This window comes from Halococcus hamelinensis 100A6 (genome assembly GCF_000336675.1).
Classification (GTDB): domain Archaea; phylum Halobacteriota; class Halobacteria; order Halobacteriales; family Halococcaceae; genus Halococcus; species Halococcus hamelinensis.
Genome location: NZ_AOMB01000017.1, coordinates 65455 through 86857, shown reverse-complemented (window position 1 = coordinate 86857; position 21403 = coordinate 65455). Strand labels below are relative to the sequence as shown.

The following is a 21403-nucleotide window of genomic DNA, read 5'->3' as shown; positions in this document are numbered from 1 at the left end:
GGGTATCGAGGAACGTCCCGACGAGGGTGTGGATGTTGACGGTGGTGGCGTTCGCGGCGACCACCTCCTCGCTCGCCGCACCCACGAGCGGGGCGAGCCGGTCGCCGAGGAACTCTCCGTACCGAAACCAGGGCGGGTCGGCGTCGGTCCAGCCCCCGATCCCGAGCTCGCGCCACTCCTCGACCACGCGGTCGAGCGTGCGATGGGCGTCGTCGGAGACCGGCCCGAGCGAGTTGCCGTCGAAGTAGAGCCGGTCGGGGAGCGAGAACCGGTCGGCGAACCCCGCGAGCGGGTCGGCCTCGTCGCGCTCGCGGGCGGCGGCTCGCGTCGCGTCGAACGCCGTCATGCGTCTCCTCCCACCCCGACCGACAGGATTCTTTCGCTCCCGTTCGTGCGTCCGATCCCCCGACAGCTTCATGAAATTTTCCGGCGTAGCTCCGTAGGAAGTCGCCATGGCCGCACTACGAACCGAGGGACTGACGAAGTACTACGGCGAGACCCGTGGGATCGAGGACCTCTCGTTTTCGGTGCGTGAGGGCGAGGTGTTCGGGTTCCTCGGGCCGAACGGCGCGGGCAAGACCACCACGATCCGTACGCTGCTGGGGTTTCAATCGCCGACGGGCGGGAGCGCGACCGTGCTCGGTCGCGACGTGACCGACGAGGCCGCCATGATCGACGCGAAACGCCACCTCGGCTACGTTCCGGCGGAGATGGGTTTCGACGAGCGCGTCACGGGCGAGCGATTCCTCCGCTATCAGGCGTCGCTCAAGGGCGACCAACGAAGCGAGGAGTTGTTGAAGCTGTTCGACCCGCCGATGGAGCGCACGATCGGCGAGTACTCGACGGGCAACGAACGAAAGCTCGCGCTCGTCCTCGCGTTCATGCACGATCCCGACCTCGTCATCATGGACGAGCCGACGTCGGGGCTCGACCCACTGATGCAGGAGCGCTTCTACGAGTTCGTTCGCGACGAGCAGGCCCGCGGGGTGACGTTCTTCTTCTCTTCGCACGTCTTGAGCGAGGTCCAGAAGATCTGCGATCGTGTCGGTATCATCCGGAACGGAACCCTCGTCGAGCTCGAAACCGTCGAGACCCTGCTCGACCGCGGCGGCAAGCACGTCTCGGCCCGGGTGAGCGAGTCCGTCGACCCAGCGGCGTTCGTGCTCGACGGTGCCCACGACGTCGAGGTCATCAGCGACCGTACCCCGACGCACACCTCGGCTGATGGAGGACGGACGGGTGCAGCCGATGTCGAAGACGACGTCCGACCAGGGTCGTCGAGCGGGCGGACGGGAACGACCGTGCGATTCACCTACACCGGCGACTACAACGTGCTCCTCGACCACCTCGGTAGGTACGACGTTCTCGACCTCGACATCGGCGACGCACCGCTCGAAGACGTCTTCATGCGGTTCTACGGCGAGACCGAGCCATCGAGCGGGGGCGAAGAACGTGCTTGAGGTCGCGCGCTACGAGGGCGAACGCCGGCTCGTCGTGGCGGGCGCGATAACCGCCGCGGCGTGTTTCTACGGCGCGATGTTCGTGGCGCTCACGCCCTCATTCACGAACGTCGACCTCGACGCCATTCTGGAGAGCTATCCCGACCAGCTGGTCGTCGGCTTCGGGATAGAGAGCCTCAACAGCCTCGCCGGGCTGCTATCGGTCGAGCTCTACCAGTTCGGCTGGGTGTTGGTGCTCGGGCTCTACCTCGCTTACACTACGGCTTCGCTCGTCGCCGGCGGGATAGAGAGCGGGCGGCTGGACACCCTCCTCGCCGCACCGGTCTCTCGGGCACGCGTCGTCGCCGAGACGTTCGCCTCGATCCTCGTCCCGATCCTCGCGGTCAACGCGGTCACGCCAGTAGTGATCTACGTCGGTGGCCGGCTCATCGACGACCCCGTGAACACCCAGAACCTGATCGCGCTCCACATCCTCGCGGTTCCATATCTGCTGTGCTGTGCGGCGGTCGGGCTCGCGTTCTCGGTGTTCCTCCCGAACGAGCGCCTCGCCCAGCGCGGGGCCGTCGGCGTGCTCGTGATGGCCTTCCTCGTACGGACCCTGCTCACCGGCACCGACTACGCGGTCGTCGAACGCCTCACGCCGATGCACTACTTCGACCCGAGCGCGATCCTGCTCGATGGGGTCTACGACCTCGGGGGTGCGGCGGTCCTGCTCGTTGTTACCACTGTCCTCGTCGTCGCGAGCCAGCTCCGCTTCCGGCGGATGGACATCACATGAGCTTCGAGATCCTACGCTACGAGGCGCGCCACCGGGTTCGGAGCGCGCTCGGCGTCAGTGCCGCCTTCTCGCTGATGGGGCTGGTCTTCCTCGCGCTCGCACCGCAGATCGTGGCCGGAAGCGAGGTTCAGGGTCTCGCGGACGCGCTCCCGCCCCAGTTCCGGGCGGCCTTCGGCCTCGAAAGCCTCACGAGCGTCGAGGGGTTGCTCGCCGGCGAGTACTACACCCTGTTCTGGGGCCTCTTCTTCGGGATCTACCTGGCCTACAGCGCCGCCGAGTCGGTCGCGGGCGACGTCGACGCCCACCGGATGGAGACGCTGCTCGCGGCCCCCGTCTCGCGCTCGCGCGTGCTCGTCGAGAAGTTCCTCTCGTTGCTCGTCCCGGTCCTCGTCGCCAGCGCGGTGGTTCCCGTAGTGCTCTACGCCGGTTCGTGGCTGGTCGAGGAGCCGCTCGCGGTCGTCGACCTCGCGGCGCTCCACGTGCTCTCGATCCCGTACCTGCTGTGCTGTGGGGCGATCGGGCTCGGCTGCTCGGTGGTCTTCGACCGGGCCGAGACCGCGCGCAACGCCGCGGTCGGGACACTGTTCGGGCTCTACCTCCTCGAATCGCTCGTGGTGGGGTCGGACGTCGCGTGGCTCGGCAGCCTCGCACCGATGCACTACTTCGACCCGAACGCGATTCTGGTCGGCGGGACCTACGACCTCGGGGGCGCGCTGGTGCTCCTCGGCACCACGGCGGCGCTGGTGCTCGCCGGTCGGGTTCGGTTCGAACGGATGGACGTCCGGTGACGTGCTTTCCAGCCGCGCGAGACGGGTCGTGAAAACCGGGAGCCGTCGTTCGGGCTGAAAGGGACGGTCGCCGAGCACGGACGAACCCCAGCCCGGAGCCGGACGACCCCTCTGTCGTCGGAGCTGTCGGCGTCGATGGTCCCCGTCGCGCCGCCGAGGCGCTGGTCTCCGTCGACGACCCGCCGTGCTCGTTCATATCGACGGCCGCCTCCTCGCCGAGCTCGAGGCCCGGAAGGGTGAGCGCGATGAGGAAACCGAGTCCGAGCACGACCGAGCCGGTGAGGAAGAGCTGGTCGATGCTGTTCGCGACCGCGGTCTTCACGACCGGGACCGCCTTCACCGGAAGCGCCGCCAGCACCTGCAGGCTGATGTTCGAGCCCGCGTCGGCGAGCTTCCCAGCTGCCGCGGGGCCGAGCGAACTGCTCCCGAGGCGGTCGGTGAGCTGGTTCGAGAGGATCGCGCCGAGCACCGAAACCCCGATCCCGCTCCCGAGGGTCCGGCTGAACGTCACCGAGGTGGTCGCGACCCCGAGGTTCTTCCGGTCGACGACGTTCTGGACCGCGATCGTGAGCGTCGGCATGACGAACCCGAGCCCGGTGACGAACATGAAGAGGCTCGATCGGAGCTGGGTCGTCGCCGGGCCCATCGTCGAGAGGAGGTAGAAGCCGACGGCGGCGATCGCCCCGCCGGCCGCGGTGAACGGTTTGTAGTAGCCGAGCCGGGTCATGAACTGGCCGGTCGCCGCCGACGTGACCATGAGGCCGCCGACGAGCGGCAAGAGGAGCAGCCCGGCGTTGGTCGCCGACTGGCCGGCACGGTCTGGAGGAAGACGGGGAGGTAGGTCGTGCCGCCGAGCAGCCCGATACCCACCATGAAACTCAGGGCGTCGACCCCCGCGATCGTCCGCCGACGGAGCAGGTGGATCGGGAAGATGGGTTCGGAGTACATATGATGACTAACCAATCAGTTAGTGATACGGGTTGCGACCCGTTCCCTCGTGATTCGTCGTCGATCGACACCGTCGGTCGAACAGGACTCGGTCGTTCAGTCGTGGTCGCTGGGTCTCGATCCGAGAGCTACGGGTATCGGTTTGATAAGGACGGGCCGTGTGCTCCCGGTATGGTCGACGATCGGGTCGATACACCGGCAGGGTGGGCGACGCCGCCGACGTTGGAGGCCGGCGGGACGCGCTGGCATCGCTATCGGTACCAGCCGTCCGAGACGACCACCATCGAGGTTCGACTCGGTGAACGGGGGCCGGACGGCCCGGACGTCTTCCGCCTCCACCTCTCGATGCGCCTGGCCGACCGCGGTCCCGTCACCCACGACTTCCGGGTGGGCTCCTACGACGACCTCGCCGACGCCGTCGAGGCGACCGAGTGGCTCCTCGCCCGGCTCGCCGACGAGGTGTTCGACACCGACCCGGTCGATCGGGTGCAGGCGGCGGTCGACGACCTCACGGCCCGAACGGCGGGGCGGGGTGGCCCCGTCACGCGTCTCCGTCGGTGGTTGTTCGGCGGATGAGCACAGCCTGGTCCCGCTTCGAGCGGTGTCCGACCGCCCTGCCCTGGTGGTTTATGCCGCCGGCGGACGGACGACCGGCATGAATCACGATTGTTCGTTCCTGACCGACCACCTCCCGGACGACCGGGTCTCGTTCGGCGGCGACGACCGTGGCGACCACGCCGCCGACTGGGGGACGCCGCCGGGCGAAGGTGTCGTGCCCGACGCGGTCTGCTGGCCCGACGCCACCGAGGAGGTCAGCGCGGTGCTCGCGGCCGCCGACGAGCGAGGGGTGCCGGTGACGCCCTACGCGGCGGGCACGGGACTGGAGGGCAACGCGCTCCCGGCCCACCACGGCGTGAGCATGGACCTCACGCGGATGGACTCGGTTCTCGACGTTCGCCCCGCGGACTTCCAGGTCGACGTCGAACCGGGCGTGCTCGGCTCCAGGGTGAACGACGCGGTCGACGACCATGATCTCTTCCTCCCGCCGCTCCCGCAGTCCGCCGACATCTCGACCGTCGGCGGGATGGTGGCGAACGACGCGAGCGGCGCGAAGACGGTGAAGTACGGCGAGGTCCACGACTGGGTGCTCGGGCTCGAAGCCGTGCTCGCCGACGGCACGGTGATCGAGACCGGAAGCCGGGCGAAGAAGACCTCCAGCGGCTACAATCTGACCGACCTCCTCGTCGGGAGCGAGGGCACGCTCGGCGTCGTGACCCGGGTCACGTTCGAACTCGCCCGCCGGCCGAAACAGGTTCGCGGCGGGCGGGCGACCTTCGACGACCTCGATTCGGCGGCCGAAGCGATCGCGGCGACGATGCGAGCGGGGGTCGACGTCGCCACGGTCGAACTCCTCGACCCGCTGAGCGCCGCGGTCGCCAACGCCTACTCGGGCACCGACCTCCCCGAATCCCCGCTCGTCTTCCTCGAATTCCACGCGAACCACGGTATCGAAACCGAGGTCGAGACCTGTCGCGAGGTGTTCGAACGGTGCGGCGCGACGGGGTTTGAGGTCGGTGCGGGTGAGGCGATGGAACGGCTCTGGCAGGCCCGCCGCGACCTCGCGCCCGCCATGGTCGCCTACGACCCGCCGCGCCGACCCGTCAAACCCGGCGACGTCACCGTGCCGATCAGCGACTATCCCACCATGGTCCGGTTCGCGAAGGACGAGGCCGCGGCCCACGGCCTCGACGTCCTCTGTTTCGGCCACGCCGGCGACGGCAACCTCCACTACAACGTGCTCGTGGACCTCGACGACCCCGACGAACGCGCGGCGGGGACGGTGGTCTCGGACGCCATCGTCGAGCGGGCGATCGAACTCGGCGGCACCGCGACCGGCGAGCACGGCGTCGGCCAGGGAAAGCGCAAGTACCTGGTGGCCGAGCACGGCGAGGCGAGCGTCGAAGCGATGCGCGCGGTCAAACACGCCCTCGACCCGACGGACACCCTCAACCCGGGCAAGATATTCCCCGAAACCCTCGACGGCGAGCGGCTGTGGGTCGACCCGCCCGAGTAGGCTCACTCAGCCCGTGGTCGTCGCCGTCGAGGCGTTCGCGACGGCCTCGTCGTACCACGGCGGTCGTTCGATGGAAGTGGTCCCGACGTCGGTGTAGCTCACCCAGCGGTCGACGTGGACCGTTCGGCCCGTCTCATTCGGGTTCCCCGGGTCATCGAGCGTCGCGGTGTAGTCGAGACGGTACTCGCGAACGAGACCGTTCGGCGCGACCAGCGCACGGAGCGAGGGGTACCGCAGGTCGGTGGTGCCCACGTCGGCGAACGCGTTCGGGTTCGTCACGTTCGTCGCCGTGACCTGATAGAACCCATTCCCGTTTCGACGCGTCTCGCCGACGAACCGGGTCTCGGTCGCGCCGAACAGCGTGTAGACCGCCTGTCCGGTCCCCGGTTCGAACCGGAAGAAGCCGTTGTAGCCCTCGCTAACCGATGCCGGGCTCCCGTCGAGACCGCGTCGCACGTCGTACGACGCGTTCTCGTCGATCCGCTGTGCGGTGAGGACCTGCGAGCCGTCCGACCAGGCCTCGACGCTGTAGTACGAGACGTTGTGGATCGGTACCGACCCGGAGCCGTTCGACGAGACGTCGTACCGACTCCGGTTCGCCGCGAACCGCCCGATCCGCTCGTCGTGTCGATAGACGCTGCCGTTGGCGAAGCGAACCGTCGTCTCGCTGTGGACCGTGAACGACCGATCGTCGAGCGCGGCGGCGTGGGCCTCGCCGAGCTCGAAGGGGTCGGTGACGCCCGCTTCTTCGAGCCCGGGTGCGAGCTGTGGGGTCGGCGTCGGCGTTGGCTCGTCGGTGGGTACCGCAACCGGCGTGACCGTCTCCGTCGAGGGTCCGTCGCCGGGGACGAAGCCGTTGCAGCCCGTGAGGACGAGCGCCAGCGCGACGACCCAAACGAGGATCGGGTGATGGGTTCCGTTCATATCGAACTCCGATCGTCTCCGTCGGAGCCTCAGTCGTGAACCAATATATCGAGCACGTCGGGGCCATCGCGGTCGAGCGCGCTCGCGACGGCGGGGGCGATCTCGTCGGGCGATTCGACCAACTCCCCGCGCGCGCCGTGGCTCTCGGCGTTTTTGGGGATGTCGACGGGCGGTTCGAACTCCATGTCCGTCCAGTCGTAGTCCGCCTCGTCGCCGCCCAGCAGGGCGAGGGTGTTGTCCTTCAGAATTCGATAGTTGCGGTTGTCGGGGATCACCACAGTTAGATCGAGGTCGTAGCGCGCCGCAGTGTAGAGGCTGTGGGGATAGTAGAGGTACGAGCCGTCGCCAACGAATCCCAGCACGTCGCGGGGCTCCTCGCGAAGGCTTTCGGCCAGCGCCGCGCCCACGGACGCGGGGAGGCCGTAGCCGAGACCGCCGCCCTTGTTGGAGATGTACTGTTGGGGCTGGAGCGGCCAGCGCGCGAGCATGGCGTACTTCGCGGTGATCCCCTCGTCGACGATGAAGGCGTCCGGCGCGGTCTCGTAGAGCGCGTCCACGAGTTCGGCCTTCGAGGCTCCCGGCCCCGTCTCGTCGCCGGTCCCGATCCCCGCCATCCGTCCGCCGACCATCTCCTTTGTGGCACTCACTGTGTCGAGGCGCTCGGCCCTCGTCTCGTCGTCGAGGCGTTCGCGCAGCCGACCGGCGAGCTCGCTTAGAACAGCCCCCGGGTCGCCGAGGACGGCGGCGTCGGCCGGCTGATTCTTCCCGAGTTCGTGTGGCGCGTCGGTGAGGTGGATGCAGGTCGTCCCGTCGCCGACGAGGTCGCGCTCGTGGCGCGTCAGCGTGGTGTTGGTCGAACAGCCCGCGAAGACGACGGTGTCGGTATCCAGGAGCGTCGCCGCGAGCTCCTCGTTCGGGGGGATCGGCGAGACCCACTGGTCGTGGTCGCCGGGGAAGTCGGCCTCGCTGGCGAGGATCTCGCTGTGAACGCGGGTTCCGGCGGCCTCGGCGAACCTCACGGCCGCCTCGACCCCGCCGGCGCGCGCGACGTGGTCGCCGACGACGAGGACTGGATCCTCGGCCGCGACGAGGAGGTCGGCGGCGCGGTCGAGTTCTACCGGGTCGCCGCTCCCGGCGGTCGGGATCGGACCGAGGCGTTCGGGTGTCGCCCCGGTCTCGGCGAGCATCGTATCGAGCGGGAGGCCGAGAAAGACGGGGCCCGTCGGCGGCGTGAGCGCGGTCCGGACCGCCCGGCGAACCATCGTCGGGAGCGCCTCTACATCGAGCACCTCCTGACTGTCCTTGCAGAACTGGCGCGTCATCCGGAGGAGGTTCCCGGAGAGGATCGGTTCCTCGTGGCGGAAGTCCGTGCTGTGGTTGCCGGTCGTCACCAGCAACGGCGCGCCGGCGACCTTCGCGGCGTAGAGGTTGCCGAGGCCGTGGGCGAGCCCGGGCGCGAGGTGGAGGTTCGCCACGCCCAACGGCGTCACCGAGTCGTCGTGGTGGGAGTGGTACCGTCGTGTCTGGGCGTAGCCGCCCGCCATCCCGACCGCGATGTCCTCGTGGAGGCCAAGTACGTACTCGATGTCGCTGTCGGCGACCGCGTGAACCACCGGGAGTTCGGTGGTCCCGGGGTTGCCGAAGACGTGGTCGACGCCGTAGTCGGCGAGCGCCTCGACGAACAGTTCGGCCCCCGTTCGAGTCGGGTCGGTCATCCCTTTCACACACTCCGGCCGTCGGCATAAGTGTTGCAGCGCGTCCGACGGCTCCTGCCCACGTCGATTTTTGGTCCCCCTCGCCGAGGATCGGGTATGCACGACGCGACGGACGACCCGCCACCGAAACACCGCATCGCCACGTTGCTCGCCACCGGCGAGGGCGGCACGCCCGGACAGGTGGTCGACTGGTGTGTGATGGCGTTGATCGTCCTGAACGCGCTCCTGGTGATGCTCGAGACCGTCGGGTCGCTCGACGCCCAGTACGGCCACCTCTTCGAGGCGTTCGCGGTGTTCTCGATCGCCGCCTTCACCGTCGAGTACGTCGCGCGGGTCTGGGCGGCCACCGCGGGCGAGACGTACACCCGTCCGGTCCTGGGCCGACTGCGATACATGCTCCGGCCGTACCCCCTCATCGACCTGCTCGCCATCGCCCCGTTCTACCTCGCGGCCGCCCTCGGGAACGTCGACCTGCTGTTCATCATGCGGCCGATCTGGTTGCTCCGGCTGGCTCGCCTCACCCGGTATTCGACCCGGATGCAGACGCTCGAACGGGTGATCTGGGCCAAACGCGAAGACCTCTCGATCGCGCTCTCCGGCGCGACGGTCCTGCTGGTGATCTCGTCGAGCCTGCTCTACTACGCCGAACACGACGCCCAGCCGGAGGCGTTCTCGAGCATCCCGGCCGCCCTCTGGTGGGGGATCGCGACGCTGACGACCGTCGGCTACGGCGATATCGTTCCCGTCACGCCGCTCGGGAAGGCGCTGGCGGGCCTCACGATGATCGGCGGGGTCGCCTTCTTCGCGCTCCCGGCGAGCATCCTCGCCTCGGGCTTCCTCGAAGACCGCGAGGAGACCCCGACGGTCTGTCCGCACTGTGGGGAACGGCTGGGGGCACGCGACCCGCATCGTCCACCACACCACGAGGACTGAACCCGACCCTCGCACCTCGTCTAAAAAGAGGTCACTCGGTCGCCGAGAGGCTACTGTGTAAGGGTGAGTCGTTCCTGTGCCTTATGCAGATATTTCGTTTCCCCAGTGATCACGAAGCCAGAGCATCCACACAAGACCGATGAGGCTGATGACCAACCCGATAGCTCCCACTACTTTGAGAAGCGGATACCGGGTGAACAACGTCGTATACTGTTCTATCACGAGATAAACGAATAGGAGCAGAGGATAGACCATATCCCTCCGTTTCCGCTCACGCATAGCAATACCTCGTTGTAAGAGTCCTTGTAACTGTACTCATCCGCTTCTCGTGATTTTTCCGGAAGCTACCCGACGGCGATGGGTTTTCACCGCCGGGCGACCAACGGACCCCATGGCATCCAATACCGATCTCGCGACGCTCGCCGGCGGCTGCTTCTGGTGTACCGAGGCCGCACTCGAAGAGCTCGACGGCGTCGAGGACGTGACCTCCGGCTACGCCGGCGGCCACACAGAAGACCCGACCTATCGGGAGGTCTGCTCGGGGAACACCGGCCACGCCGAGGTCGTCCAGGTCGAGTACGACCCCGACACGATCACCTACGAGCGCTTGCTGGAGGTCTTCTTCACCGTCCACGACCCGACCCAGCTCAACCGACAGGGCCCCGACGTCGGGACCCAGTACCGCTCGGCGGTCTTCACCCACGACGAGGCCCAACAGGAGACGGCCGAGGCCTACGTCGAGGCGCTCGACAGCGACGGCGGCTACGAGGACGACGTCGTGACGGAGGTCGAACCGCTCGACACCTTCTACCGCGCCGAGGAGGAACACCAGAACTACTACGCGAAGAACCCCGGCGACGCCTACTGCTCGTTCCACGCCCAGCCGAAGGTCGAGAAGGTTCGCGAGAAGTTCGGCGAGATCACCGCCTGAGTTCTCCATCGGGGCTTTCTTGCGAGCGCGCCGTCTGTCTCGGGTAGTGGAAACCAGCCACCGCATCGTCGTCGGGGATGCGAGGGGACTCGGCGAACTCGCCGACGACAGCGTCGAACTCGTCGTGACTTCGCCGCCGTATCCCATGATCGAACTCTGGGACGACACCTTCGCCGAACTCGACCCCGAGGTCGAGGAGCGGCTCGCGGCGGACGACGGTCGCGGCGCGTTCGAGGCGATGCACGCCCTCCTCGATGGGGTGTGGCGCGAGGTGGCCCGCGTGCTCGTCGACGGCGGCATCGCCTGCGTGAACGTCGGCGACGCGACCCGGACCCTGGACGGGCGTTTTCGGGTCTATCAGAACCACTCGCGGGTCATCGACGCCTTCGAGGGGCTCGGATTCGACCCGCTGCCCGAGATCCTCTGGCGGAAGCCGACCAACGCCGGCGCGAAGTTCATGGGCAGCGGGATGCTCCCGCCGAACGCCTACGCCACCCTCGAACACGAGTACATCCTGGTCTTCCGGAACGGCGCGACACGGCGCGAGTTCGAACCCCACGCCGACCGCCGCTACGGCGCGGCCTACTTCTGGGAGGAGCGCAACCGCTGGTTCTCGGACCTCTGGACGGACGTGACGGGCGAGCGCCAGACGCTCGACGGCGACGGGTCGCGGAAGCGCTCGGCGGCCTACCCCTTCGCGATCCCGTATCGACTGATCAATATGTACTCGGTCTACGGCGACACGGTGCTCGACCCGTTCTGGGGCACCGGCACGACGGGCCTCGCCGCCATGGTCGCCGGGCGGAACTCCGTGGGCTACGAACTCGACGCCGGCCTCGTCGAGGGCTTCGACGACCGGGTCGCGGACGTCCCCGCCCTCTCCCGGGAGGTCGTCGGCGACCGACTCGATGCCCACCGTGCGTTCGTCGAACGGAGACGTGCGGCGGGCGAGGCGTTCGACTACGAAGCCGAACGCTACGACTTCCCCGTAACGACCAGGCAGGAGCGCTCGATAGCGCTACGAACCGTCGAACGGACCGAGGCGGTCGACGGGGGCTACCGGGCGGTTCACGAACCGGCCGCGACCGACTCCTGAGCCACAGCGCGCAGAAATCTTTTCAGTTCGAGCGGCGGGACCGCGGGTCAGTCGTCGTTCTCGCCCGCGGCTCGGTTTCGGTCGACCGTCTCGTCGGTTTCGGGGTCCGGCCGGTGGCTCACCGTGAAGAACGGCTCCTCGTCGGGACCCATGAGGTGTTCGTGGTAGTAGTCGCGGGCGGTGACGTAGCTCGCGTAGAGCAACACCAGGAAGTAGAGCGAGAAGGGGAGCGCCATCACCGGCGAGAACGACTGCATCGCGCTGAACGACGGGAGGTTGAGGGTCATGACCCCGAGGAACGCGAGCAGCACGCCCCACCACGCGCGGTTGCGTGCGTTGGGGTCCTCGGTGCCGAGGGTGATCGCCGAGAGCATGAAGACCGCCGAGTCCAGCGTCGTGAGGATGTAGCCGACCATCACGAGCACGAGCAACAGCCCCAGGACGTTGCCGTACGGCGTGATCGAGATGGCCGTCGCGACCGCGGCCGGGATGTCGCCGTTCGAGAGCGCGGTGCTGACGGGGCCGAAGTACTCGGGCGAGAGCACCCAGCCGCCGATGATGGCGTGCTGGACCCAGACGAGCGCCGAGGGCACGACCACCAACGCGAAGAACGTCTCACGGATGGTGCGTCCCTTCGAGACGCGCGCGACGAAGCTCCCGACGAACAGCCCCCAGGCCGCCCACCAGCCCCACCAGAAGCTGGTCCACTGCTGGGGCCAGTCGCCGCCGCTCGTGGGTGCGGTGAAGAACATCAGTCGCGGCAGGTTGTTGAGCCAGATCCCGGTGGCGTCGATCCAGATGTTGAGCGTGAACAGCGTGGGGCCGACGACGAACAGCATGGCGGCCGCGAGCACCATCAACACGATCGTCACCCGGGCGGCGTTCTGGATCCCGCTTCTGAGCCCGAGCCAGACGTCGGCCAGGAAGACGAGGCCGATGGCGAGAAGGAGGCCGTAGGTCAGCGCGGTGGCCTGGAGCCCGTAGACCACGTCCAGAATGGTCGAGAGCTGCTGGGCGGTGAAGCCGAGCGTCGTGGCGATCCCACCGACCATCGCGACCAGCGCCGAGAGGTCGACGATCCAGTAGAGCCAGCCGTAGTCCTCCCGGTCGAGCGCCACGTCGAGCATCGAGCTGAGTTTGTACTCCGAGACCGAGCCGGTGTAGACCATCAGCGCGAACGAGAGCGCCACCGGGATGTACCACATCGCCATCCCGGGGAACGACTCGTGGAGGAACATGAACGCGAGCGAGAGGGGTTTGATCGTGGTGCCGCCGACCGGCAGCGTCGACGGCGGGCTGTTGACGATCTGGATCGGTTCGCCCACCCCCCAGACGATGATCGAACTCCCGAACCCGACGGTGAACACCATCGCGATCCAGGAGTAGAAACCGAACTCGGGGTCGGCGTCCTCGCCGCCGATACGGATGGTGCCGTAGCGCGAGAGGGTCATGAACAGCCCGAAGACGAGCAGGACGCCGCCGAGCGCCATGAACCACCAGCCGAAGTAGTGCATCACCCAGTCGTACGTCCCGGTCAGGGTGTTGCTCAACAGCGGCGGGTTCACGATGCCGACGACGACGAGCGCGACCAGCACGCAGATCGTGACGAAGAACAGCCCGATCTCGCCCCAGTCGGCGTCGTCGAGCCCGAACGCGTACGCGATCCCCATCAGATCGCCCCGGCGGCGAGACTGTCGCCGCCGCCAGAGCGCCTCTCGGCACGAATGTCGGTTACGCTCCGATCCATCGTCGCAGTCGTCGGGACGGCCGGTGTCCAAGCCACGGGTGCCCCGGCTAAACGTACACCGACGGGTAAACCCTGTGATGTAGATATCGACGTCTCAGGGCGCGAGCGCCGCGATAGTCGCTTCGATCTCCGCGAGGCTCGCGTCGCGCGGGAACGACACCGCGACCCGGTCCACGCCCTCGATGGCGGCGAACGATTCGAGCCGGTCGCGCGCCGTCCCGGGCGTGCCGGCGACCGCGAGCGAATCCAGGAGGTCGTCGTCGATGGCCGCGGTCGCGGCCGCGCGATCCCTGGACTGCCAGCGGTCGTAGACCTCGTTCGCGGTCGCCTCGTGGCCGGAGCGCGCGAGGCTGTCGCGGTAGAAGGTGCCCATGCCGCCGACGTAGAAGGCGAGGTGCTGGCGGACGGATTCGCGCGCGCGGTCGGGGTCGTCGAGCGCGGCGCACGTCAGCGAGAGCGTGACGCGAACGTTCTCGGGGTCCCGACCCGCGAGGTCGGCCCCGCGACGGAGGTCGTCGAGCCGGTCGCGGAGCCCGTCCCGCGTGAGCAGGAGCGCGTGCCAGCCGTCGGCGAACCGACCAGCGAGCTCCACGCTCTTGGGCCCCATGCCGGCGGCGTCGATAGGAGGACGGGGTTCGGGCGGCTCACACCGCAGCCGAAAGCCCGCGAGGTCGAAGTACTCGCCGTCGTAGGTGACCTCCTCGCCCGAGAGAACCCGCTTGACGACCTCGACGGTCTCGCGGGTTCGCCTGAGGGGATTGCCGTAGTCGACGCCGTGCCAGTTCTCGACCACGATGGGGCCCGACGGGCCGAGTCCGAGTCGAAAGCGACCGTCCGAGACCTCCTGAAGGGTGGCGGCGGTCTGGCCAATCAGCGCGGGCGAGCGCGAGTAGACCGGCACGATCGAGGTCCCGATCCCGATCTCGTCGGTCCGATGGGCGATGCTCGTGAGCACCGTCACCGCGTCCCGGCCCCAGGTCTCGGGGAGCCACGCGCGGTCGTAGCCCAGTTCCTCGGCGCGTTCGGCCTGCTCGCAGAGCGCGTCGACGCCCGGCTGGGCCGCCACCGGCAGGAAGACCTCGCGCGCCATCACTCGGGCGATTCCATGATGTCGGGGACGCCGCGGGCGGTGACCGTCTCGCCGGTGAGATACGACGAGGCGGGGCTGGCGAGGAACTGCGCGACGTCGGCGATCTCCGCTGGGGTCCCGATCTTCCGGTCGACGTCGTCCCGATCGATCTCGTCGGCCGTGACACCCATCTGGCTCGCGACGCCCGGCGTGGCGACGAACCCCGGCGCGATGCAGTTCACCCGGACCCCGTCGCTCGCCCACTCGTAGCCGAGGGTCGAGGTGAGGTTGATGATCCCCGCTTTGGCGGCGGCGTAGTGGCTCATGAACGGCGCGCCGTCCTGGCCCGCGACGCTCGCGAAGTTGACGATCCTGCCGCCGTCGTTCTCGCGCATCACCTCGCCGGCGGCCTGTGTGCAGTGGTAGGTTCCGTGTAAATTGATGTCGACGATGGTCTTCCAGCCGTTTTCGCTGATGCCCTCGAAGTTCGCCATGAAGCTCGCACCCGCGTTGTTGAGCAGGCAGTCGACCCCGCCGAACTCCTCTACTGTTGCCTCGACCAGCGCCTCGACGGCATCGCGGTCGCGGACGTCGCACTCGACCGCGAGCGCGGATCCCCCGGACTCCTCGATCCCCTCGGCCACGGGGTCGACGTTCTCCTGTTCGCGCGAGCAGACCACGACGTCCGCCCCGTCCTCGGCGAAGCGCTCGCCAATGGCTCGCCCGATACCGCTCGACGCGCCCGTCACGACCGCGACGTCGTCCGCGACGCTAAACTGGTCGGTCGTCATCGCCGCCCCCGCGTGGTGGGTTCCATCACATCGACCGTTACCGATGGCGCGCTAATAAATCCCGTCGTGATCAACGTTGTCCTGAACCACCGATGGAGTTACCGTCGGTAACGTAGTTGGGACGCCGCGACGAGCGCCGATGGAGCCATATTCACTACAGAGAAGTGAAACTACTTCACCGAACGCGACGAAGGAGCCCCAATGAAGACCATCAAGGACAGCGTCCACGGCCACATCGAGGTCGGGGGGGTGGCGCGCGACCTGCTCGACACCGCCCTCGTCCAGCGCCTCCGGCGTGTCCGCCAGCTCGGAACCGTCGACCTCGTCTACCCCTCGGCGAACCACACCCGTTTCGAGCACAGTCTGGGGGTGTACCACCTCGCCGACCGCGCGCTCGGCCACCTCGGTATCGAGGGCCGGGAGGCCGAACGTGTCCGGGCCGCCGCGCTGCTCCACGACGTCGGCCACAGTCCCTACAGCCACAACCTCGAAGCCCTGGTCTACCGCCACACGGGCGCAGAACACGACGACGTCGAGGAACTCCTCGCGGGCGGCGAGGTCGCCGCGATCCTCGAAGCGCACGACCTCGACCCGGGCCGGATCGCGGGGCTGGTCGCGGGCGAGGGTCGTCTCGGCCAGCTGGTCTCGGGCGAGCTCGATATCGACCGGATGGACTACCTCGTGCGCGACGCCCACCACACCGGGGTTCCCTACGGGACCATCGACCACGACCGCCTCGTGCGCGAGCTCCGGTATCTCGACGGCGAACTCGTGCTCGACGAGGGGAACGTCCAGACCGCGGAGTCGCTGCTGGTCGCGCGTGCGTTGATGAACCCAGTGGTCTACAGCCACCCGGTCGCCCGCATCGGGAAGGCGATGCTCCGACGCGCGGCCGAGCGCCTGCTCGACGCCGGGCTCGCCGCCGACGACCTCCGCCGGATGGACGACGCCGACCTCATCGTGGCGCTCAGAGAGCACGCGGCCACCGCCGCCGACGCCGCCCGCCTCGACCGGCGCGACCTCTACAAGCGCGCGGTGTGGGCCGAGCTCCGTGACACCCCCGACGACCTCGTGGACGCCGACCACGACGCCATCCGCGAGCGCGAGCGCACCATCGCCGAACGCGCCGAGGTCGAGGCCGACGACGTGATCCTCGACGTGCCCTCGCGACCCAGCATGACCGAGTCCTCCACGCGGGTGGTGGTGAGCGGCGAGATCCGGCCACTCGGTCGTCAGTCGACCCTGGTCGAGGCGCTCGACGCCATCCAGCGCGACCAGTGGCGACTCGGGGTCTACGCCCCCGACGACGCGGCCGAACGCGTCGGCAACGCCGCCGCGAACGTCCTCGGGCTCGACATCGACGGCGCGCTGGTCTCGGACGTCCGGCCCGGGACCCACACCACGCTCGACGAGTTCGCGACGGAGTAGGGATCCGCACCCACTTTTTTGGACGGGGGAATCGCGCTCGCTTCGCTCGCGCTCAACCCCCGTCCAAAAACCTGGACTAAAAAAGGCCGCTCGCTCCCTCGCTTCGCTCAGTCGCTCGCGGTACAACTCCTAACTTTTCCGCTCCGCTGCCGCCCCACGACGGCCACGAGCCTCCCCAACCGATTCGCTTCGCTCCCGGTGGTCGCTTCGCTCATCCCTCGCACGGGCGTTTCGCGCCGCCCGTCGGGCGGCGCGGAGGCCGCGCGCCGACCGCTCCGGCCACGGACGGGACACACGACTCGCCCTCGACGGAGCCATTCAAGACGGCTCGCCACCGACCCCGACCATGGAGATCGAGGGCACGATACTCGCGGGTCGCGACTTCGAGCCGATCGAAGGGCGCGTCGTTGTCGAGGACGGCCGGATCGAGGCGGTCGAGGAGACGACGACGGACTCCTCGCGGATCGTCTTCCCGGCGTTCGTCAACGCCCACACCCACATCGGCGACTCTATCGCGAAGGAGGCCGGCGGCGGGCTGAGCCTCGACGAGTTAGTCGCGCCGCCGGATGGCCTGAAACACCGCCTCCTTCGAGCCGCGAGCCGCGAGGAGCTCGTCGCGGGGATGGAACGCACCATCGACTTCATGGTCGAGTCGGGAACCGGCACGTTCTGTGAGTTCCGCGAGGGCGGCGTCGAGGGGGTCCGAGCCATCGAGGACGCGCTCGCGGACTCGCCCGTCGACGCGACGGTCCTCGGTCGTGAAACCGTCGAGGCGATGGCGGCAGCGGACGGGTTCGGCGCGAGCGGCGCGCGCGACGCCGACTTCGAGGACGAACGGGCGGCGACGCGCGAGGCGGACAAACTGTTCGGGATCCACGCCGGCGAGCGCGACGCCGCCGACATCGAGCCCGCGCTCGCGCTCGATCCCGACTTCCTCGTCCACATGGTCTACGCCGAGTCCCACCACCTCGACCGGCTCGCGGCGGAGGGGATCCCGGTCGCGGTCTGTCCCCGCTCGAACCTCGTGACGGATGTGGGATTCCCGCCCATCGAACGCCTCGCCGACCGCACGACGGTGGCGCTCGGGACCGACAACGCGATGCTGGATTCGCCCTCGATGTTCCGCGAGATGGAGTTCACCGCGAAACTCACCGACTGCCGGGCGCGCGACGTGCTCCGGATGGCGACGGCCAACGGGGCCGAGATGCTGGGACTCGATGCGGGCCTCGTCGAACCCGGACGCGAGGCGCGGCTCTGCGTGCTCGACGGCGATTCGAACAACCTCGCGGGCGTCCAGAACCCGGTCCGAGGGGTAGTTCGACGGGCGGGAGTCGCCGACATCGAGCGCGTCGTGCTGCCGGAACGAACCACCGGGAACGATTAGGCCGCGGGCCGCGAAGGGAGGAGGGAATCATGTACGACCGCATCCTCGTCCCGACCGACGGCTCGCCGGAAGTCGACCCCGTGGTCGAGCACGCCACCGAACTCGCGCGGGTCCACGACGCCGAGCTCCACGCGATCTACGTCGTCAACACCGCCGGCTACGCCAGCCTGCCGGCCGATTCGGCGATCGAGGGGCTGGGAACGATGCTGAACGACCAGGGCGAGGGGGCGCTCGACCGTGCCGAGGAGATCGCGAGCGGCGTATCGGTCGAACGCGTGCTGGTCGAGGGCGCACCGAGCAAGCGGATCGTCGAGTACGCCGAGCGCGAGGGCTGTGACCTCGTCGTGATGGGGACCCACGGCCGGGGCGGCATCGACCGCCTGCTGCTCGGGAGCGTCGCCGAACGCGTCGTCCGTACCTCGCCGGTGCCCGTGCTCACGGTGCGCGTCGAGCGCGACGACGCGGACGACGCCGACTGAGCCCGGACTACACGGATCGGAGGTGCTCGCAGTCGCCCGCGTGAACCCGCCGTGTCCCTTCGTCGGTCTCGACCACGAGGCTGCCGGGGAACTCGACGTCGACCGCCTCGCCGACGACCTCCCCGCCGGGCGTTTCGACCCTGACCCGTCGCCCGAGGGTGAGCGTGTGCTCGCGCCACGCCGAGAGCACCGTCTCCGGTTCCCCTCGGAGGCCGTCGAACCGTTTGAGGAGGCGCTGGACGAAGGCTCGGCGGTCGAGGTCGTCGGTGTGAGCCAGCAATCCGGTTCCGCCCGCCGGGAGGCCCTCGGCCCGGACGTTGACCCCGATACCGACGACCACCCACGAGACCCGGTCGGCCTCGCCCTCCATCTCGGTCAGGATGCCGACGAGCTTCTGCTCGCCGTCGTTCGTGGGAACGTCGTCGGACTCCGTCCGACTGGCTCTCGTCCCGGTGGGGACGAGAACGTCGTTCGGCCACTTGATACCAGCGTCAACACCGGCCTCGCGGGCAGTCTCGACCGCCGCGACCGCCGCCGCGAGGGTCAGGATCGGGACGTGGGCCGGCGGGAGGGCGGGCCGGGTGAGCACGCTACACCAGATTCCACCCGGGGGTGAGACCCACTCCCTGTCGAGCCGACCGCGACCGCCGGTCTGTTCGTTCGCGACCACGGCGCGGTCGGTCTCGCCCGCTTCGGCGAGTTCGCGCGCGCGAGCGTTGGTGCTCGACAGGCTATCGTGGTATTCGACCTCGAAGGGAGCATCGAGGCCGTACTCGATCGCGGGGCCACCGTACTCCGGAACCCCGACGAGCCGGTAGCCGCCATCGCCCTCGATCGTGAAGCCGGCCTCGCGGAGCGCCTCGATGTGCTTCCAGACGGCCGCACGCGAGACCCCGAGGGAGGTCGCGAGCTCCGGACCCGAGACGGGTTCGTCGGCGATGGCGTCGAGAACGCGGCGGCGGGTCTCGTTCATGCGGATCGATCCCGTGGCCGGCGGTGATGACGTGCGACGGCGGGGGTCATTCGACGGCGTCCGGTTCGTCCGTCGACTGGTCGGCGACGAGGAAGTAGCCGACGGCGAGACCGACCTGCATCGCGAGTTGCGTTCTGAGGTTCGACTCGAACGCGTCGCCCTTCCACCGTCGGAGACCGATGCCGACCGCGATCCCGATACCGACGGTGGCGGCGTCGTGCCACCGTTCGAGACTTCGGTCCGTCATTTCTCGGGTTCGTAGTCGTCGTGGATCCGGTCCATCCGGGCGGCCATGACGAAGTCGGTCTCGAAGAGGCCGTCGATCTTGTGGGTCCACATCTCGACGACGACCTCGCCGTACGAGAGGTGGAGGTCGGGGTGGTGCCACTCCTCCTCGGCGAGTTCGCCCACCTCGTAGGTGAATTCGAGCGCGTCGCGGAAGTCCTCGAACTCGTAGGTGCCTTCGAGGTGGTGTTCGTCCACGACTTCCCAGACGTCACCGTCGATCCCCTCGGAGAACGCTTCGAGTTCTTCGCCCGTCAGCGGGTCGTCGTCGCTGGTGCAGGCGACACATTCGCGCTCGGCGAGTTCGGTTTCGGCCATACTGAGGGATTGGCCAGCGATCGACTTGTATTCTCCCACTTTTTTACTGCGGGGGGTCGCGCTCGCTGCGCTCGCTTGACCCCCGCTTGCAAAAACCCGTCTTGCTGAGTGCAACGAAGCAAGGCTCGGAAGACGCTTCGCGTCTTCCGGTGGACTAAAAACCGCCGCTCGCGCTCCGCGCGAGGTTCGACCGGAGGGAGAACCTCGATGCGAACGGGGAACGGAGCGTGACCGACCACCGAGAGGTGGTTCAAAATCTCCGATTTTCGTCACTGAGCGGAGCGAAGCTCCGCGAGGTCCAAAAGAGTCGGAGACTCTTTTGACGATCACGNGGTTCAAAATCTCCGATTTTCGTCACTGAGCGGAGCGAAGCTCCGCGAGGTCCAAAAGAGTCGGAGACTCTTTTGACGATCACGAGAGAGCAAAGCTCTCTCGAACGACCACGAGGCGAACGGCGACCGCAGGAAGCCGTGAGCCGCAGTGAGCGAACATCACTCCGCCGCCGGCTGTCGGCGGTACGGCCGCGGGGTGGCTTCGGCGGAGCGGGGGCGGGTTGTCGTGCGAGGAGTCGTGTGGTTCGAGGGCGCGTCGCCGTCTCGTCGCGGAGAAGAAGTGGGTTTTTATTCAGGCATCGGATAGGGTGGGTATGAGCTTCGAGGAAGACGACGAGGTGGTCCTCCACGACGACCACAGCGAGTACGACGGCGAGACGGGGACGGTCACGCAGGTCATGGAGACGATGTTCGGCGACGCGACCTACACCGTGAACTTCGAGGAGGGCCAGGAGTCGGGCGTCCCCGAGGACTCCCTGGAAGCCACCGAGGACTGAGAGCGGTCCAGAGACTGATCGAGAGATGGCCAGCGTTCCCTTCCACTACGTCGACCTACGCGCCTTCTGCTACGCCACCGAGGACGAACTCCGGGTCGAGCGCGCGCTCCGGACCTTCCTGCCCGAGGGGTTCGAGGTCGAGCGGGTCGAGAACGAGGGCTTTCACGGCGACCGAATCTTGGTGCTCTCGGCCCGCGTCGAGAACGCCGACGCGGTGCGCCACGTGCTCGACGTTCTCGCCGACATCGACCTCGACGACATCGCGGCGGAACTCGACGAACGGATCGACGACAACTGCTCGCTCTTCCTCCGCCTCGACAAGCAGGCCGCGTTCAAAGAACAGGTGGAACGCGGCGAGGGGCTCGAACTCCGCGCGAAGGTCGAGGCCTACCCCGCGAAGAAGGAACGGGCGGTCGAGAACGCGACCGACGCGCTCGAAGCGCGGTCGTAGCT

The 21403-nt window shown here is 68.2% G+C and carries 23 protein-coding genes and 1 pseudogene; 14 read left to right on the top strand and 10 right to left on the bottom strand.

All coding sequences use genetic code 11. The annotated features are described in order from the left end of the window. Nucleotides 1-346: pseudogene (locus C447_RS06555) on the bottom strand (kynureninase); the annotation flags it as partial. A gap of 106 nt (nt 347-452) precedes the next feature. Between C447_RS06555 and C447_RS06550 the strand changes: the two are divergent. The 4 genes from C447_RS06550 to C447_RS06535 all read left to right on the top strand — a co-directional run bounded on the left by C447_RS06550 (nt 453) and on the right by C447_RS06535 (nt 3688). Further along, a complete protein-coding gene (locus C447_RS06550) occupies nt 453-1460 on the top strand; it encodes an ABC transporter ATP-binding protein (protein ID WP_007692085.1) in 1008 nt (335 codons plus the stop codon). Next, on the top strand, nt 1453-2238 hold the full coding sequence (locus C447_RS06545; RefSeq protein WP_007692083.1) for an ABC transporter permease subunit: 786 nt from the start codon (nt 1453-1455) through the stop codon (nt 2236-2238). The genes C447_RS06550 and C447_RS06545 overlap by 8 nt, the downstream gene beginning before the upstream one ends. Beyond that, nucleotides 2235-3026, top strand: a complete 792-nt coding sequence (locus C447_RS06540; RefSeq protein ID WP_007692080.1) for an ABC transporter permease subunit — start codon at nt 2235-2237, stop codon at nt 3024-3026. Before C447_RS06545 ends, C447_RS06540 begins: the two co-directional genes overlap by 4 nt. A gap of 236 nt (nt 3027-3262) precedes the next feature. After that, nucleotides 3263-3688, top strand: coding sequence for a hypothetical protein (locus tag C447_RS06535; protein ID WP_007692078.1), 426 nt, complete (start codon nt 3263-3265; stop codon nt 3686-3688). Between the two features lie 61 nt (nt 3689-3749). Here C447_RS06535 and C447_RS17620 read toward each other — a convergent pair whose 3' ends face one another. Continuing rightward, nucleotides 3750-3974, bottom strand: coding sequence for a hypothetical protein (locus C447_RS17620; protein WP_152416136.1), 225 nt, complete (start codon nt 3972-3974; stop codon nt 3750-3752). 171 nt (nt 3975-4145) lie between these two features. Between C447_RS17620 and C447_RS06530 the strand changes: the two genes are divergently transcribed. Together C447_RS06530 and C447_RS06525 are read left to right on the top strand one after the other, a co-directional pair. Then, nucleotides 4146-4550 carry an exonuclease SbcCD subunit D C-terminal domain-containing protein gene (locus tag C447_RS06530; RefSeq protein WP_007692077.1) on the top strand — a complete coding sequence of 135 codons (405 nt, stop codon included), beginning with the start codon at nt 4146-4148 and terminating at the stop codon, nt 4548-4550. A 79-nt stretch (nt 4551-4629) separates the two neighbouring features. Then, nucleotides 4630-6048 carry an FAD-binding oxidoreductase gene (locus C447_RS06525; protein WP_007692075.1) on the top strand — a complete coding sequence of 473 codons (1419 nt, stop codon included), beginning with the start codon at nt 4630-4632 and terminating at the stop codon, nt 6046-6048. Between the two features lie 6 nt (nt 6049-6054). On the opposite strand, the gene C447_RS06520 is transcribed toward C447_RS06525, so the two are convergent. Both C447_RS06520 and C447_RS06515 read right to left on the bottom strand, forming a co-directional pair. Then, a complete protein-coding gene (locus C447_RS06520; RefSeq protein ID WP_007692069.1) occupies nt 6055-6972 on the bottom strand; it encodes a DUF7537 family lipoprotein in 918 nt (305 codons plus the stop codon). Between the two features lie 29 nt (nt 6973-7001). Beyond that, nucleotides 7002-8687: a thiamine pyrophosphate-binding protein gene (locus C447_RS06515; protein WP_007692068.1), complete on the bottom strand. Its 1686-nt coding sequence runs from the start codon at nt 8685-8687 to the stop codon at nt 7002-7004. A 96-nt stretch (nt 8688-8783) separates the two neighbouring features. Here C447_RS06515 and C447_RS06510 point away from each other — a divergent pair, with 96 nt between their 5' ends. From C447_RS06510 to C447_RS06495, 3 genes are all read left to right on the top strand, one after another. After that, nucleotides 8784-9620 carry an ion transporter gene (locus tag C447_RS06510; protein ID WP_007692067.1) on the top strand — a complete coding sequence of 279 codons (837 nt, stop codon included), beginning with the start codon at nt 8784-8786 and terminating at the stop codon, nt 9618-9620. A gap of 391 nt (nt 9621-10011) precedes the next feature. Beyond that, nucleotides 10012-10551, top strand: a complete 540-nt coding sequence (gene msrA / locus C447_RS06500; RefSeq protein ID WP_007692065.1) for a peptide-methionine (S)-S-oxide reductase MsrA — start codon at nt 10012-10014, stop codon at nt 10549-10551. 46 nt (nt 10552-10597) lie between these two features. Next, nucleotides 10598-11647: a DNA-methyltransferase gene (locus C447_RS06495; protein ID WP_007692064.1), complete on the top strand. Its 1050-nt coding sequence runs from the start codon at nt 10598-10600 to the stop codon at nt 11645-11647. A 47-nt stretch (nt 11648-11694) separates the two neighbouring features. Here C447_RS06495 and C447_RS06490 read toward each other — a convergent pair whose 3' ends face one another. The 3 genes from C447_RS06490 to C447_RS06480 form a co-directional block, all read right to left on the bottom strand. Next, nucleotides 11695-13317 (bottom strand): BCCT family transporter, encoded by a 1623-nt coding sequence (locus C447_RS06490; protein WP_007692063.1) that lies wholly within the window; start codon nt 13315-13317, stop codon nt 11695-11697. Nucleotides 13318-13488: 171 nt separating this feature from the next. After that, complete coding sequence (locus C447_RS06485) at nt 13489-14484, bottom strand: TIGR04024 family LLM class F420-dependent oxidoreductase (RefSeq protein ID WP_007692062.1); 996 nt, start codon at nt 14482-14484, stop codon at nt 13489-13491. After that, nucleotides 14484-15254: an SDR family NAD(P)-dependent oxidoreductase gene (locus tag C447_RS06480; RefSeq protein ID WP_007692061.1), complete on the bottom strand. Its 771-nt coding sequence runs from the start codon at nt 15252-15254 to the stop codon at nt 14484-14486. The genes C447_RS06485 and C447_RS06480 overlap by 1 nt, the downstream gene beginning before the upstream one ends. A gap of 201 nt (nt 15255-15455) precedes the next feature. Between C447_RS06480 and C447_RS06475 the strand changes: the two genes are divergently transcribed. From C447_RS06475 to C447_RS06465, 3 genes are all read left to right on the top strand, one after another. Continuing rightward, nucleotides 15456-16682 carry an HD domain-containing protein gene (locus C447_RS06475; RefSeq protein ID WP_007692060.1) on the top strand — a complete coding sequence of 409 codons (1227 nt, stop codon included), beginning with the start codon at nt 15456-15458 and terminating at the stop codon, nt 16680-16682. 346 nt (nt 16683-17028) lie between these two features. Beyond that, entirely contained in the window at nt 17029-18066 is a 1038-nt protein-coding gene (locus C447_RS06470) for an amidohydrolase family protein (RefSeq protein ID WP_007692059.1), read from the top strand. A 29-nt stretch (nt 18067-18095) separates the two neighbouring features. After that, nucleotides 18096-18545 carry a universal stress protein gene (locus tag C447_RS06465; RefSeq protein WP_007692058.1) on the top strand — a complete coding sequence of 150 codons (450 nt, stop codon included), beginning with the start codon at nt 18096-18098 and terminating at the stop codon, nt 18543-18545. Nucleotides 18546-18552: 7 nt separating this feature from the next. Here the strand turns inward: C447_RS06465 and C447_RS06460 are convergent, their stop codons facing one another. The 3 genes from C447_RS06460 to C447_RS06450 are packed head-to-tail and all read right to left on the bottom strand — an operon-like array spanning nt 18553 to nt 20121. After that, nucleotides 18553-19518, bottom strand: coding sequence for a biotin--[acetyl-CoA-carboxylase] ligase (locus C447_RS06460; RefSeq protein WP_007692057.1), 966 nt, complete (start codon nt 19516-19518; stop codon nt 18553-18555). A 46-nt stretch (nt 19519-19564) separates the two neighbouring features. Continuing rightward, nucleotides 19565-19765: a hypothetical protein gene (locus C447_RS06455; protein ID WP_007692055.1), complete on the bottom strand. Its 201-nt coding sequence runs from the start codon at nt 19763-19765 to the stop codon at nt 19565-19567. After that, nucleotides 19762-20121 (bottom strand): 4a-hydroxytetrahydrobiopterin dehydratase, encoded by a 360-nt coding sequence (locus C447_RS06450; RefSeq protein WP_007692054.1) that lies wholly within the window; start codon nt 20119-20121, stop codon nt 19762-19764. The genes C447_RS06455 and C447_RS06450 overlap by 4 nt, the downstream gene beginning before the upstream one ends. A 646-nt stretch (nt 20122-20767) precedes the next feature. Here C447_RS06450 and C447_RS06445 point away from each other — a divergent pair. Continuing rightward, the gene (locus tag C447_RS06445) at nt 20768-20950 is read left to right on the top strand and encodes a hypothetical protein (RefSeq protein WP_007692052.1); all 183 of its coding nucleotides are present in this window, start codon (nt 20768-20770) and stop codon (nt 20948-20950) included. A 25-nt stretch (nt 20951-20975) separates the two neighbouring features. Further along, on the top strand, nt 20976-21401 hold the full coding sequence (locus tag C447_RS06440; protein ID WP_007692050.1) for an RNA-binding protein: 426 nt from the start codon (nt 20976-20978) through the stop codon (nt 21399-21401). Nucleotides 21402-21403 lie beyond the last annotated feature (2 nt).

Excerpts from the sequence above, each read along its gene's own strand:
- C447_RS06445 (WP_007692052.1), top strand. The coding sequence starts at position 20,768 with ATGAGCTTCGAGGAAGACGACGAGGTGGTCCTCCACGACGACCACAGC.
- C447_RS06550 (WP_007692085.1), top strand. The coding sequence starts at position 453 with ATGGCCGCACTACGAACCGAGGGACTGACGAAGTACTACGGCGAGACC.
- C447_RS06520 (WP_007692069.1), bottom strand. The coding sequence starts at position 6,972 with ATGAACGGAACCCATCACCCGATCCTCGTTTGGGTCGTCGCGCTGGCG.
- C447_RS06440 (WP_007692050.1), top strand. The coding sequence starts at position 20,976 with ATGGCCAGCGTTCCCTTCCACTACGTCGACCTACGCGCCTTCTGCTAC.
- C447_RS06540 (WP_007692080.1), top strand. The coding sequence starts at position 2,235 with ATGAGCTTCGAGATCCTACGCTACGAGGCGCGCCACCGGGTTCGGAGC.
- C447_RS06480 (WP_007692061.1), bottom strand. The coding sequence starts at position 15,254 with ATGACGACCGACCAGTTTAGCGTCGCGGACGACGTCGCGGTCGTGACG.
- C447_RS06475 (WP_007692060.1), top strand. The coding sequence starts at position 15,456 with ATGAAGACCATCAAGGACAGCGTCCACGGCCACATCGAGGTCGGGGGG.
- C447_RS06470 (WP_007692059.1), top strand. The coding sequence starts at position 17,029 with ATGGAGATCGAGGGCACGATACTCGCGGGTCGCGACTTCGAGCCGATC.
- C447_RS06455 (WP_007692055.1), bottom strand. The coding sequence starts at position 19,765 with ATGACGGACCGAAGTCTCGAACGGTGGCACGACGCCGCCACCGTCGGT.
- C447_RS06510 (WP_007692067.1), top strand. The coding sequence starts at position 8,784 with ATGCACGACGCGACGGACGACCCGCCACCGAAACACCGCATCGCCACG.
- C447_RS06465 (WP_007692058.1), top strand. The coding sequence starts at position 18,096 with ATGTACGACCGCATCCTCGTCCCGACCGACGGCTCGCCGGAAGTCGAC.
- msrA (WP_007692065.1), top strand. The coding sequence starts at position 10,012 with ATGGCATCCAATACCGATCTCGCGACGCTCGCCGGCGGCTGCTTCTGG.
- C447_RS06530 (WP_007692077.1), top strand. The coding sequence starts at position 4,146 with ATGGTCGACGATCGGGTCGATACACCGGCAGGGTGGGCGACGCCGCCG.
- C447_RS06460 (WP_007692057.1), bottom strand. The coding sequence starts at position 19,518 with ATGAACGAGACCCGCCGCCGCGTTCTCGACGCCATCGCCGACGAACCC.
- C447_RS06485 (WP_007692062.1), bottom strand. The coding sequence starts at position 14,484 with ATGGCGCGCGAGGTCTTCCTGCCGGTGGCGGCCCAGCCGGGCGTCGAC.
- C447_RS06515 (WP_007692068.1), bottom strand. The coding sequence starts at position 8,687 with ATGACCGACCCGACTCGAACGGGGGCCGAACTGTTCGTCGAGGCGCTC.
- C447_RS06450 (WP_007692054.1), bottom strand. The coding sequence starts at position 20,121 with ATGGCCGAAACCGAACTCGCCGAGCGCGAATGTGTCGCCTGCACCAGC.
- C447_RS06525 (WP_007692075.1), top strand. The coding sequence starts at position 4,630 with ATGAATCACGATTGTTCGTTCCTGACCGACCACCTCCCGGACGACCGG.
- C447_RS06490 (WP_007692063.1), bottom strand. The coding sequence starts at position 13,317 with ATGGGGATCGCGTACGCGTTCGGGCTCGACGACGCCGACTGGGGCGAG.
- C447_RS17620 (WP_152416136.1), bottom strand. The coding sequence starts at position 3,974 with ATGTACTCCGAACCCATCTTCCCGATCCACCTGCTCCGTCGGCGGACG.